At 43.1% G+C, this 13,061-nt stretch carries 10 protein-coding genes; 5 read left to right on the top strand and 5 right to left on the bottom strand.

The features are described 5' to 3' along the window. Positions 1-184: 184 nt before the first annotated feature. A complete protein-coding gene (locus F824_RS0119205) occupies positions 185-724 on the bottom strand; it encodes an SRPBCC family protein (protein WP_019599563.1) in 540 nt (179 codons plus the stop codon). Positions 725-1,305: 581 nt separating this feature from the next. Here F824_RS0119205 and F824_RS0119200 point away from each other — a divergent pair. Then, a complete protein-coding gene (locus tag F824_RS0119200; RefSeq protein ID WP_019599562.1) occupies positions 1,306-2,151 on the top strand; it encodes an OmpA/MotB family protein in 846 nt (281 codons plus the stop codon). Positions 2,152-2,321: 170 nt separating this feature from the next. Here the strand turns inward: F824_RS0119200 and F824_RS0119195 are convergent, their stop codons facing one another. Next, positions 2,322-5,039 (bottom strand): M14 family metallopeptidase, encoded by a 2,718-nt coding sequence (locus tag F824_RS0119195; RefSeq protein ID WP_019599561.1) that lies wholly within the window; start codon positions 5,037-5,039, stop codon positions 2,322-2,324. A gap of 224 nt (positions 5,040-5,263) precedes the next feature. Between F824_RS0119195 and F824_RS0119190 the strand changes: the two genes are divergently transcribed. Further along, positions 5,264-6,133 (top strand): dienelactone hydrolase family protein, encoded by an 870-nt coding sequence (locus tag F824_RS0119190; protein ID WP_022582381.1) that lies wholly within the window; start codon positions 5,264-5,266, stop codon positions 6,131-6,133. 176 nt (positions 6,134-6,309) lie between these two features. On the opposite strand, the gene F824_RS0119180 is transcribed toward F824_RS0119190, so the two are convergent. Further along, the gene (locus tag F824_RS0119180; protein WP_019599558.1) at positions 6,310-6,888 is read right to left on the bottom strand and encodes an outer membrane beta-barrel protein; all 579 of its coding nucleotides are present in this window, start codon (positions 6,886-6,888) and stop codon (positions 6,310-6,312) included. Positions 6,889-7,164: 276 nt separating this feature from the next. On the opposite strand from F824_RS0119180, the gene msrA reads away from it, so the two are divergent. Continuing rightward, on the top strand, positions 7,165-8,334 hold the full coding sequence (gene msrA / locus F824_RS0119175; RefSeq protein WP_019599557.1) for a peptide-methionine (S)-S-oxide reductase MsrA: 1,170 nt from the start codon (positions 7,165-7,167) through the stop codon (positions 8,332-8,334). A 333-nt stretch (positions 8,335-8,667) separates the two neighbouring features. Here the strand turns inward: msrA and F824_RS0119170 are convergent, their stop codons facing one another. Then, complete coding sequence (locus tag F824_RS0119170; RefSeq protein WP_019599556.1) at positions 8,668-9,249, bottom strand: alpha-ketoglutarate-dependent dioxygenase AlkB family protein; 582 nt, start codon at positions 9,247-9,249, stop codon at positions 8,668-8,670. 372 nt (positions 9,250-9,621) lie between these two features. On the opposite strand from F824_RS0119170, the gene F824_RS0119165 reads away from it, so the two are divergent. Beyond that, complete coding sequence (locus tag F824_RS0119165; protein ID WP_019599555.1) at positions 9,622-10,023, top strand: hypothetical protein; 402 nt, start codon at positions 9,622-9,624, stop codon at positions 10,021-10,023. Positions 10,024-10,128: 105 nt separating this feature from the next. Here F824_RS0119165 and F824_RS0119160 read toward each other — a convergent pair whose 3' ends face one another. Then, complete coding sequence (locus F824_RS0119160; protein ID WP_019599554.1) at positions 10,129-10,530, bottom strand: Dabb family protein; 402 nt, start codon at positions 10,528-10,530, stop codon at positions 10,129-10,131. A gap of 513 nt (positions 10,531-11,043) precedes the next feature. On the opposite strand from F824_RS0119160, the gene F824_RS0119150 reads away from it, so the two are divergent. Then, positions 11,044-12,666: a glucoamylase family protein gene (locus F824_RS0119150; protein ID WP_019599553.1), complete on the top strand. Its 1,623-nt coding sequence runs from the start codon at positions 11,044-11,046 to the stop codon at positions 12,664-12,666. The last annotated feature ends 395 nt before the right edge of the window (positions 12,667-13,061 follow it).

Genomic DNA, 13,061 nt, shown 5'->3' with positions numbered 1-13,061 from the left:
GTTAAAATTTTCACGCCAAGTACGCAAAGTACTTCGCAAAGTCCGCAAAGAAAACAAGTTGCCTCTCTATCATTTGATGAGATACCAAAAATCAGAAGAAAAAGACCTTCGCGTCCTTCCTGTGAACCTTGGCGATATTTGCACAAAGGCGGCTCATCATGTTTTTAAATAAGAAATTAAAAGATCAATTCTCCAGAATACTTTTAAGATTGTTGAGACCTGTTTCAAAATCATCCTTGATCATTTTTTCCATATTCATAAAAAGCAACAACGTATTCATGGGAAAGCCCATATGGCCGTCAAAACCCCATTGGACTTTCGTTTGATATGCATTTAAGGATTCAAAAGTCATGAAAGCTTTGTCCGAAGATTCAAAAGGTTCAAAAAATCTCAACTGATAATCGATTCTCTTTCCTTCTTCAATGGCAATGATTTCTTGTTCTCCTTTGCCCACATTCTTGTTTTCACTTTCCCAAGAAGAAATAAAACCTACAGTTCCATCCGTTCCCTTGTATTCCTTTTTCATGTTGGGATCCATACTTGCCCACTTGCTGAAATTATCGTGGTTCTTGAGAAACTTGACATAATCATAAACTTCTTGATGAGGCCTTTCGATGATCACCTCCCTCAAGATGTGGTAATCTTTGGGAGAAAAAAGGCCAACAATCAAGACCACCGCTATCATCAAGCCGAATAAAACGGCAACAATTTTAAGGATTTTCATACTTCAAGGCTTTGGTTAGGTATAAATATAATCAATGTCAGAATAATATTTTGGGAATGGATATTTATAAACAATTTGATTGCCCCCCACTTTAGAATTCAAACGTTATTATTCCTTGATACCTGTGTAAGATGTTTCCATCCCTTTTTAACTTTTTAATTTCATATTCTTTACAGAATCGGGTTCAAACCGAAAAACATTTTCCGTTTCCAAATGAGGTTGTCCCTACAACAAAATCTGATTGTTTTGAGAATAACCCATATTACAGATTTGCTGAAGTGAAAAATTGTGACAAAGGCTGATTATGAATCAATTTTAGGCTGAAATTGAATTGGCAATGCATATCAGGGAATTGATATTCCACATATGTAGGGGAAATTCACTTTATTTATTCAGTTCAGCCCATTGGAAATTCCCCAATTAAGAAAAAGCACACTGTTTTTTCAAAATAAATGAAATATTACTGGTAATAATCATCTAAATACCCGCAATATTTAAAATGAATAGGGTAAAATATGATACTGGCTTTTAGATGGCAACATTTTTGGTATGTGGGGTCATGTCATAAAAACTTAACCAACATGAAAAAAATTATTCTTTTCACATTAGCATCGGCAACCCTTATGGGATCATGTGTTTCCAAAAAGAAATACGTCGAACTACAAAATGATCTGTACCAAACAGAAAGTTCACTGGCAGAGACCAACGCCGCGAAAGAGGCGCTTGAATCCGAAAACCAGATTTTGGAAGACAAATTTGCCCGTATCGAAGCACGCGTAGAAGAATACAATGCGCGAATCAACTCCCTAAAGGACGAAAGCGATTCAAAGTTCTCCATCAATGGAAAGACACCAATGTCGAACACCACTATGGACAAATTGAAAGCCACAATGGCCAAAGTTGATCAGGAAGCATTGAAGAATGCCAAAACATTGGAAGATTCAGTAAATCTTGCAGTTTCCTACAACCTGAAGAAATCCATCACAGATGGTTCTGCTGAAGAAAACGAAGATATCCAGATCGACATCGACAAAACAGTCGTGATGATCACTGTTTCCGACAGGTTATTGTTCAACACCGGTAGTTACAACATCAGCAGAAATGCAGATAATCTTTTGAAAAAACTTGCCGAAGTAATCAATTCTGAGCCGAGCATGGAAGTCATGATTGAGGGACATACAGATCCAAGATCTATTTCCACTGGCGTATTGCAGGACAACTGGGATCTAAGTGTAAAAAGAGCAACGTCAATTGTTCGTATCCTTCAAACCAAATACAATGTTGCTCCAGAGAAACTGATCGCAGCAGGAAGAAGCAGCTATTCTCCACTTGTTGAAAATGACAGCAAAGAGAACATGGCCAAAAACAGAAGGACCAGAATCGTGATCATACCTGATTTGGACAAATTTTTCGCCATGATGGAATAGGCTTTTGGGTAGGTCATAAAATCACCCAACAAACCATCCACAAGGATTAAATAAAAGAAGGCTTGGAGAAAATTTTCTCCAAGCCTTCTTTTGTTCTACCCGATTATGAATACAATTCCAAGACCCCACTAGGTATGGAGGTTTAGGAAAATGCATTCCAGATTTATTGTTTATTGTGTATAGAGCTGATTGAACAACAATTTGAAGGTATTGTGTGCTTGTGCCCGGAAGGTGATTTCAGGTCCATAAGCGATCAGTTTTCCTTTTCCAATTGGGGCTTCAAAAGCCAACACACCATTTTTCAGATAGGATTCACCCCAGGCCCAACCAGAAATCAGGGAGGATTCAGTGCCCAACCAAGCGAGAGGCTTCACGCCCTTGATCAAGGCATCTGGTGCCAAAGAAAAGACTGGGCTGTTGTTGAATACCATATTGGCAGATTCACCCATTCCCCAGTTTGAGGAATGATTCCCGTCCAATTTGGCCTTCAAAATACTTCCCGGAACATAATATTTATCGCCCGGCAAAGCTCTTTCCTTTCCGTTGGGCAATTTTTCCACCAAGGCATTGCTGATCGGCAATCCAAGATCATAAGCCAATGAGGTGCTTTCTCCCACTGCCACGACATTTCCCCCAGCTTCCATGAATTTCTTCAATTCCGGGATGGATTTATCCTTGGTAAGCGCTCCCAAAAGATTGTGGTATTGTGCATCGATTTCATCTGTTTTTGGCATTCTATTCCAATTCCTGACCGTTCCAGGTGCTCCTGCTCCGATAAACAAGATGACATCATATTTGGCTTTTAAGTTGCCTTTGTCAATTTCCTCAGGATACACCACTTGGAAAGCAAAATGATATTGTTCCATCATCCACCTGACCCAACCTGAGGGCATTGAACCTCCGTAATGGTCAAATAGGGCGATTCTTGCGGGATTGATCTTGACAACACCAGCAGGTTTGGAGCTAGCCACCATTTTCACTCCATACTCCTTGGCTGCCTTTTCCAAAACAGATTTTCCTCCAGAAACATAAAAACTGCCCGCCGGCAATCCTGAAACGGTGGTCGTGGTTCTGGAAACAGCCACTCCCGCCTTCAGCAGATCATTGACAGCCATGAAGGAATTGTTTGCCCTTGAATCCAGCAAGAAGCCGGAGCCACCAGGAACTTTATACACCGGAAAAGGCTGAACTTCCCCTAAAGTGATTCTTTCAAACGGACCGTCAAAGCCATCCATTATTCTGTCAAATTCAACCCCCATTTGGAAAGCCAATGTCCAGCCTGCTGCATCATAAGGCCTTACAGGAGGTCCTCCCGGGAATTGAAAATCATTGGGATGGTCCTGTGGCTCAAACATGTCCAAAACGTGTGGCCGAAATGCCTGATCTGATTTTACCACATAGGAACCTGCCGGATACTGTTTTCCATTAACAGTAAAGGCTGACGTGGCTTTGTGCACCAAAATACCCGATTTGATCAGGGCATTCATGAACCTCACGACCGTTGAAAAGTCGGATTGGTCGGAGGACAAAATAAATCCCCTTGGATCCCTGAGGTTTGGATCCTTAAAAACCGAGTCAAAGTATTGGCCGGGAAGCCCACTGCGCATGCCAAAGAAAGCCATTTCCGGATCATCTGTCGCGGCTTTTTCTTTAGCTGCATCAAATGCCGATTGAATCGCCGCCGAACGCTTTGGGTATTTGGTCCAATGGTCCATGCTTCCCCTTTCGATACTGTTGCGACCCATTTTATAGATATTGTACAACAAGGCATCGGAATTTCTACTGGCATAATCCAGAATCGCATAATTCAGCGAAACCGAGTAATCGAGTGATTTTTTAAAGTTCCAAGCCTGTGGTTCTACAGGAAAGGGCGTTGCATGTGTTGGGATCAAGCGTTCTGGAATCAGTGGGATTTCGGAAGGCGTCGGGCCTCCTGTGATTTCGGTCAAGACGCCGATCATGTTGTGGAAATAAGGTGTGGTTCTCAAACCGCCATTCCACCAAGAGGAAAATACGGAACCACTCAAACGGGTATATCCTGGCCTGTCTTCCACATTCAATCTGTTGATCATGGCAGAACCTACACCGTCCAAACTGGTCATGATCAAGGGATCAAAAACGTGGTTGAAGGGATCCCGGTAAGGAGGTCCCGCCACAACCGTTCCCGCTGGGGAAGTCTGGTGATGGTTGTAAATGATCTGGGGAAGCCATTCCACATACTGTTGCAGTGATGTATTGGTGGTTTCCTTCATGTTCATCATGAAAAAATCCCTGTTGTTGTCATGCCCAACATATTTTTGGTACATGTAAGGGCTGTTCATGTCTCTTTTCTTCACATCCTCGTTGCCCATGTACCAGTTGGTCACGATTTCTTGGCCATCTGGATTGACCTGTACCATCAGGATAATCAGGTCATCGAGCATGCGCATGTTTTCGGCATCTGTCCGGGTCACCAGTTGATAATAGGTGTCGATCAGCTGATGGGATCCAACGGTCTCCGTGGAATGGAGTCCGCCGTCAATCCAAACGACCGCTTTTCCCTCCAGAGACAATTTCCTGGCTTCTTCCTCGCCAATTTCGGCGCGGCCCAAGAGTTGGGATATTTCTTTGTATCGGGCTAATTTCTGATGGTTCTCGGGGGAGGTAATGATCATCATTGGCATTTGCCTTCCTTCTTCCGTGGGCCCGATCTCTACAAATTTAACCCTGTCGGAAAGTGCCGCCACCTTCCTGAAGTAAGCATCTGTAGCGGTGAAAGTCGCCAGCTTGTAATCTTCCCCAATTTCAAAACCAAAATGTTCCTTGGGGCTGGGAATCTGTTGGGCAATAGCGTTGGTCAAAACCATCCAATAGGCCAGTCCCAACAACCAGTAAATTTTTCTTATCATGGTAAAGTATTAAGGTGTGGAAATAAATTTAACATGCCCTGATTTACGAAACAAAAGCCCAGTTTTAATCGGAAAGAATAAGGGTTGATTGGTGATTTGTGTGCAAATAAAAACAGGTATATTTGAATTATAGGTCAACATTATGACGCATTCCGAGAAATATTCCCGATTTTCTCTGCAACAATGTTCTTTTTTTAGTGTTTAGATTTTCAAAAAAACAAGCCATGGTCAAAATCGTCTTTTATTTCAATCTGATCCTTTTCAGCCTTCTGGGCTGGAAACTCTCTCCGCCTTCCAGCCAAGCGGACCTCCCTGAAATCACAATCTGTCATGCCACCGGCCCATCGGAAATGCTCGCCTTCTTGGACGATCCCAAATTCGTCGCATTCCACCCTTCACCGGTTGCATTTGACTTCACCGGAATGGGAGAAATGATCTCCTTTCCAACTCCAGATGGGAACGAGGGCAGTGGCTATTTGATCAAAGCCAAAACACCTTCCGATCAATGGCTTTTTGTGTATCAGGAATGGTGGGGACTCAATGACAATATCAAGGAGGAGTCGGATAAATTCTATCAGGATCTTGGCGGAAATGTCAATGTCCTTGCCTTGGACATGTACGATGGCAAAGTGGGAACGACGCCACAGGAAGCCATGGGCATCATGAGGGAGACCAATGAAACCAGGTTGGAAAACATTGTGCTTGGCGCAAAAGGGATGGCAGGGAGAGAAGCACAAATCGCCAATGTGGGTTGGTGCTTTGGAGGTTCATGGTCCTTGAAATCCGCCTTGCTTTTGGAAAACCAAAACATTGGTACCATCATTTACTACGGAATGCCAATCAGGGAAGTGGAGAAGTTAAAAACACTGCAATCGGATGTCTTGGGGATTTTTGCCACCGAGCAAAACATCAGCAAAGAGGTGATCGAGGAATTTGCCGTAGCCATGAAAACCGCTGGTAAAAAATTGGAATATAAGATCTTCAATGCCGTACACGGATTCGCCAATCCTTCCAATCCAAAGCACGACGTGGAAGCCACCAAAGAAGCCTACGAGATGGCCATTGGGTATTTGAAAGAGAAATATTTGCCTTAAGGGGAGATGGAAGACCGCAGACGGGGTTTAAGTTATCCTGTTTTAAAGCCGCTCATTGTATTCTTCAGGATTTCTAAAGGCAACAAAAAAGCTTCTCCCGAAAGAGAAGCTTTTTTGTTTTGGATGAACTTGATTTATCCAATGCATGAAAAAATTGAGCCTTAGTAGAAATTACTTTAGAATTTCAGGGATAAACCAAGGATAATTTGTTGGTACCGGAAATTTCCGCTGCCGTTGAATACCCGATCCACATCGATTTCCTTGTTGTTCAATTCCCTCTCATAACGAAGATCAAGCCCTACAGTACCGAAGTTCAACCCCATGCCAAACTGGTATCCAGCATTGACAGCATCATAATCAAAAGACCTCAACTCATCTTGGATGGTATAATGAAGAGACGGTCCCGCAAATACGGAAAATAAGGGCCCCAAAACATTGATTCCTACAAGAAGTGGCGCATCCAATCTTTGCGTAGTCAATTTCTGGTTGTTGATTTCGGAATTCAATTGCGTGTAGGACAATTCAGGTCTCAGAAATACAGGCCCCAAATTTACTTTGCCAAAGATTCCCAGATTATAGCCCAGGTTGTTCAACGGATCGCCAAAAGCGGCACCGGCATCCTTAAAATATTTACCATTGGAATTGTAATTCAATCCACCCTTTATCCCAAAACCTCCACCGGTTTGGGCATTGGCGGAAAAGTAAAAAAAGGACAACAAAAGGAGCAGAACTGTTGATTTTGTTAATTTTCTCATGTTTATAGCGTTTTAGTTTAAAATGATTGTGCAATGGTCCTGTCCAGCAAAACTGTTCATTCATTTGAAATGAATGTGAACCAAACACTGACAATCCACCTGAGGTTGTTTGTGCGTATACTGATACAAATGTTAAAAAAGGCAAATCCAAAAACAGAAGTCCCTTGATTACAGTTTAAAACTATGGTTATCAATTGTTTTTCGTTTCTTCATCCAACAAATGAATAAAGGATCCCTTTTTGGCCACCAAAGTCAATATACCCCATTCAGCCTCGTATGGCTTTTTACCTATTTACTAAAATCATGCCTGAAAATATGTTCCAAGAAACCTCTGGTTTTATCTCCATGAAAAACGCAAAAAAAATTATCCTACTGGTAATTATCCAAGTATTCAGTTTATCTCTCATGTCTTGTTCCAAGGCGAACGATGCCAAAGAGAAATCGGCCGAATCCTCCCCTGCCATAGATTACAAGGGTCCAACGGAATTGGCAACTTTTGCAGGAGGCTGTTTCTGGTGCATCGAAGCCCCTTTTGAAGGGATCGAAGGCATCGTTTCTGTCGTATCGGGTTATTCCGGCGGCAAGGAGAAAAACCCGACCTATGCGGCAGTCAGTGCAGGCAAAACCAGCCACAAAGAGGCTGTTCAAGTCAAATACAACCCCGAGGTGATCAGCTATTCCGAAATCATTGATATTTTCTGGCAGCAGTTTGACCCAACGGATGCAGGAGGATCATTTTATGACCGAGGCACACAATACGAGTCCGCGATTTTCTACCACTCTTCCCTTCAGAAAGAAGTAGCCGAAGCCTCCAAAAAATTACTGGACAAGTCAGGGAAATTTTCAAAACCCATTGTGACGCCCATTGTGAAATTCGACAATTTCTATGAAGCGGAAGAATACCACCAGGACTACTACAAGAAAAATCCGGCGGATTATTATTCCTACAGAAAAGGCTCCGGCAGGGACAAGTTCATCGCTGACCACTGGCCATCGGATCTGGAGAAAAAATACAAAATGCCCTCCAAAGCAGAATTGAAAAAGAAGCTCAGCCCCCTGCAATACCAGGTGACCATGGAAGAAGCGACGGAAAGGTCTTTTGACAATGAATTTGATGGAAACAAGGAGAAAGGACTTTATGTCTGCATCGTCTCTGGAGCACCTTTGTTCAGTTCCAAGGATAAATTTGATTCGGGCACAGGCTGGCCAAGCTTCACCAAACCCATTGATGCAAGGTTGATCAGCAAACCCATTGATTCCGCCTACGGGATGATGCGGGTAGAAGCCAGGAGTAAATTGGGAGATGCCCATGGAGGACATATTTTTTACGATGGCCCCAAACCCACAGGTTTAAGATATTGCATGAATTCCGCCTCATTCCGTTTTATCCCAAAAGCGGATATGGAAAAAGAAGGCTACGGTGAATATATTTGGCTCGTGGATTAAAAAAACACAAGAATTGAATGGCCCCTTGGGTGGGGAGCAAGAGGGACGGGATTCAACAGTGTTGGAATCCCGTCCCTCTTGCTTTTGAATCCCCTCCATGATCTTTGGCCACCATTTTATAAAAACCAAACCTTGATCTGTGTCTTCATAGACCGTTCCATTGAACGCAAAATATGCATTCCGTTTTGGGTTGGAGTTGAAACCGATAGATCATCAGGCTGTTGGTTGAATAAGGCGTGTTCTCGACATGGTGAAGTCAAAAAAATGCAAACAATTAGCTGATTATCAATCAATTTCTGACTTGAATAGCATTTGGAAATGTACAACTAGGGTTTATCCAATCCTCCGAAAGGTCATATTGATCCTCGGCCCGATGATTTTGGAGGTTTTTGGGATTTGGTGTTCCCAATGGTGCTGGGTCTCCCCTTTCATCAGCAGAAAGCTTCCATGGGACAAATCAAGGGAGATCTTGTGCTGTTTGTCCACGTAGTGGCGCAGCTGGAAATTTCTAAGCGCACCAAAACTTACCGAACCGATCACGGGATTTGGCCCTAAAACCTTTTCATTGTCCCTGTGCCAACCCATGCTGTCCTTTCCATCCCGGTAATGGTTGAGCAATACATGGGTAAAAATCACACCGGCCTCCTTTTCAATCCGGTTCTTGATTTCCAACAGGAAGTCGGTCCAAGGAAATGGCTTCATCTCGATCCCCGAATACCCGTAACTGATTTCCGGATGGCCATAGAGGGCTGTCAACCTGGGTTGCATCACTTTTTTACCAAACATCCAGATCGGTTCCTGTTTCCAATGGATTTCCTCCACTGCTTTCTGAAAGAGGAGATCACTTTCTTGTTCAGAAAAAAAATCCGGGAAAAAGGAGGCTTCCCCTTGAAAGGGCAGGAGATTTGTAGGCATGGAAAATCGGCTATTGGATGTCATTGCATAACATTGAATATTGAAACATGGTTTTAAGAAGAACCGCTTTGGCAGCTAATCCATTGTTTTTCTTGGAACCCGTTTTATGCATTACGCCCTCAATTCAAGAATGTATTTACCTGATAATCATTTAGATGTTGACTATTTTTGACTCCACACTATTGGTATCAGGAATTAGTCTCCCAATAAACTGATTTTCTTTCAGTTTCGATCTCATTTGGAAACGGAATGCATATTGAAGGTTAAACTTTGCAAATCGACAGGATAATACAAAAATTTTATTCTTGATTTATAAGAAAAGAAACAAGATATTAACGCCTAAATTTTTATACAAAACCCTTTTTCAATTTTATGAACAAATATGTAAAGATCGGAATTCTAGTTCTGGTAGTCGTTTTGACCGCTGTGGTTTATTGGAGGTACTTCTTTGTTTTCTCCGAAGGGGTCAAAGCCGGAAATCTAAATTACTTCGAAAAGAAAGGCTTTGTTTTCAAAACCTGGGAAGGAAGATTGGTTCAGGAGGGTTTTCAGAGCCCAACCGCAGGCGCTTTGCAAAGCAATGAATTTAGGTTCAGTTCCAAAAGCGACGAGGTGGCAAATGCATTGGAAAGAGCCAGCGGGAAGTTCGTGGAATTGCGCTACAAAGAATACCTCCAACCCTTACCTTGGAGAGGTGCAAGCAAATATGTGGTCATTGAGGTCCTGGATGTGGCAGGCGGAAAAAGCACTTCGCAAGAATTGCCCTTTGATTAATCGGACAGCACCATTTCTTTAAACAAAATCGCCGAAGGAAGGAAAAACGCGTCGTTTGCATACGCGGCTTCCCTCCCTTCGGCGATTTTTAATATCAATGGTTTATCAGTCAGCCGTCCAGTAATCCACGACCAACACTTTGTCCAAATGAGGACCCAAAACATCTACAAATGCTTTGTGATCCGGATGTGGAAGATAAATCGCCCTGTCTTCTTCTGAAGCAAAGGTCACCAAGAAGCAATGGGTAAACCCCTGATCCAGCCCCTCGGGACTGTTGTTGATTCCCCACTCCAGGTCCTGGATCTGCTCAATTTTCGAGGACAGGCCCAAGAAGGCATCCTCTACTTTTTTGACATCTTCAGCGCTCGATTCGTCTTTGAATTTGAAGAGTACGACATGTCTAAGGACTTTTTCGCCCTTGATGATTTTCTTTTCGATCACTTTTTCTACGGTTTTTTCCTCTTGGGAAGGTTGATTCTGGCAGGAAAGCATAAAGCCTGCAGCCATTGCTAAAATTAAAAATCTCTTCATGGTGTGGGTTGGTTAAAATTCAAGTGTTACAAATTTGTGGAATTTAAAGAAGTTTCCAACAAGAACCACACAATTTTTGATGGGGGACAAATCAGTATCCACATTTGATACCCAGACCAATTCTAAAAAAAAATCTCCTCAAAGCCTTCAATAGTCTTCCCATCCAAATACTTGGTTTGGTTCCATTCCACTATCCCAAATTTATTTCTTGCTGATTCATGGCACCATAAACTTTGGTTTTATGTAGCAATATCAATTCATTGTCTGGCATCACCTGGATATGAAATAGACACGAATCCACCATTTAAATGAAAAGAGCTTGCCTATTCTCCCTTTGTTCCTTACTTTCATTTCTGAATAAAAAACAGAAACAAAGAGCCACTGTATTGAATTCGATCCCCTTTTGAGTTTAGAAAACACCTACCAATTCGCTTTCAAAAGCCATTCGACCTCTAAAATTTTACCAAAATCCACCCAATAGAAATTCCCATGATTTCAAGCCCGATTCACAAAAAAAGCACGCGAAGGGACAGCTCATTTTTTCTCCTGAGCGGAATATTGCTATTCGCATTGCTTGCTCAAAGTTGTCAGGAAGGAGAAAGCAAAAATGAGTATACACTTTTGGCGGAAGGGTATGACCAACATGTGGAACTGCAGTGGTCAAAATTGGAAGGTGTGGATGTTTATCAAGTCATGGCCAGCAGTGATGGAAAAAATTATGAATTGAGGGCTGAGGTAAACGACACCATTTACCTTGATTTCGCAGAAGACCTGAAAAGACATGGGCTTATTCATTACAGCATTTTGGCACAAAAGGAAGATAAGGCCATCGAAATCGGCAAAACTGACGTCCAGACCAGGAAGATGAGTGATGAAGAATTGATGGACATGATCCAACAATATACCTTCCGCTATTTTTGGCATGGGGCAGAACCCAATTCAGGGATGGCGCCAGAAAGAATTCATATCGATGGGGAATACGAAAACAATGATGCCCATATCGTCACTACCGGTGGTACTGGATTTGGGATTTTTGGCTTGATCACCGGAATCGAACGGGGCTGGATCAGTGAAGAGCAGGGTTTGAAAAGATTCGAAAAAATCGTTGGATTCCTGGAGAAAGCAGATCGATTCCATGGCATTTGGCCACATTGGCTGGATGGAAAGACAGGGAAAACCAAAGCTTTTTCAGAGAAAGATGATGGTGCAGACTTGGTGGAATCCGCTTTTTTGATTCAGGGATTATTGGCCCTTCGGGAATATTACAGCGATGGATCTGCTCCCCAAAAAGCGGTAGCGGACCGGATTCAGAAACTCTGGGAAACCATGGAATGGGATTGGTTTACCCAAGGCGGAAAAAACGTGTTGTATTGGCATTGGTCGCCAAAGCATGAATGGGCGATGAATTTTCCCTTGGAGGGATACAATGAATGTCTCATCACGTATGTGCTTGCCGCCGCCTCGCCTACCCACCCTATTGGCCCTGAAGCCTACCATGAGGGATGGGCCAGAAATGGAAAGATCAACAATCCGGTCCAAGCCTATGGATTCGACCTTCAATTGCTACACAATGGATCTGAGAAGATGGGAGGCCCGCTTTTCTGGGCACATTACTCCTATTTGGGATTGAATCCCAAAGGTTTAAAGGACAGGTATGCGGATTACTGGGAGGAAAACCGCAACCAAACGCTGATCAACAGGGCTTGGGCAATCGAAAATTCAGGGGGATTCAAAGGATATGGAGAGGACCTTTGGGGATTGACGGCCAGTTATTCCATCAATTTTTACAATGCCCACCATCCGGGTAACGACAACGGGGTCATCTCACCGACGGCCGCCATTTCTTCGATTCCCTATACCCCCGAAGAATCCATGAGGGTATTGAAGAATCTTTATTACAACTATGGTGAAAAGGTTTTGGGGAGATATGGGTTTTATGATGCGATGAGTCCAGAGCATGGCTTTTACCCACAGCGCTATTTGGCCATCGATCAAGGCCCCATGGTGGCCATGATCGAAAACCACAGGACCGGTTTGGGTTGGAACCTATTTATGCAGGCCTCCGACATCCAGAATGGATTGAAGATATTGGGGTTTGAACAAGGGAATTGAAGAAAATGGATCTGTTCCAAGATCAAGCCTTCCCCCAGGAATTGAAATCCCCGGTTAAGATTTCTTCCATCGCTACGCGATTTTAACCATGGACGAATCCAGGCCTTATCCATCAATCTCCCCAGATCAGAGTGCCGGAGGCACGACCGAACTCTTAACCACACAATTCATTGTGGGGAAAGCAGACATCGTTCCCCAGATCAAAGTGCCGGAGGCACGGCCGAACCCTTAACCCCACAATTCCTTATGGGAAAAAGACGGTCGAGACCTAAGTGAAAAATCGATTTTTTTTGGGGAGACTCGCGCAAAATCTGGTCTTATGGTATTTTTACCATCCCTACGGGATTCTTGGGGGTGAACCTTTCCCCAAGACCGGGGATTGAAATCCCCGGTTA

Origin of the sequence: Rhodonellum psychrophilum GCM71 = DSM 17998 (assembly GCF_000381545.1) — a bacterium.
Classification (GTDB): Bacteria; Bacteroidota; Bacteroidia; order Cytophagales; family Cyclobacteriaceae; genus Rhodonellum; species Rhodonellum psychrophilum.
This window is presented reverse-complemented; position numbering and strand designations above follow the sequence as displayed.

Excerpts from the sequence above, each read along its gene's own strand:
- F824_RS0119200 (WP_019599562.1), top strand. The coding sequence starts at position 1,306 with ATGAAAAAAATTATTCTTTTCACATTAGCATCGGCAACCCTTATGGGA.
- F824_RS0119170 (WP_019599556.1), bottom strand. The coding sequence starts at position 9,249 with ATGCCTACAAATCTCCTGCCCTTTCAAGGGGAAGCCTCCTTTTTCCCG.
- F824_RS0119180 (WP_019599558.1), bottom strand. The coding sequence starts at position 6,888 with ATGAGAAAATTAACAAAATCAACAGTTCTGCTCCTTTTGTTGTCCTTT.
- F824_RS0119195 (WP_019599561.1), bottom strand. The coding sequence starts at position 5,039 with ATGATAAGAAAAATTTACTGGTTGTTGGGACTGGCCTATTGGATGGTT.
- F824_RS0119160 (WP_019599554.1), bottom strand. The coding sequence starts at position 10,530 with ATGGCTGCAGGCTTTATGCTTTCCTGCCAGAATCAACCTTCCCAAGAG.
- F824_RS0119205 (WP_019599563.1), bottom strand. The coding sequence starts at position 724 with ATGAAAATCCTTAAAATTGTTGCCGTTTTATTCGGCTTGATGATAGCG.
- F824_RS0119165 (WP_019599555.1), top strand. The coding sequence starts at position 9,622 with ATGAACAAATATGTAAAGATCGGAATTCTAGTTCTGGTAGTCGTTTTG.
- msrA (WP_019599557.1), top strand. The coding sequence starts at position 7,165 with ATGGCTTTTTACCTATTTACTAAAATCATGCCTGAAAATATGTTCCAA.
- F824_RS0119190 (WP_022582381.1), top strand. The coding sequence starts at position 5,264 with ATGGTCAAAATCGTCTTTTATTTCAATCTGATCCTTTTCAGCCTTCTG.
- F824_RS0119150 (WP_019599553.1), top strand. The coding sequence starts at position 11,044 with ATGATTTCAAGCCCGATTCACAAAAAAAGCACGCGAAGGGACAGCTCA.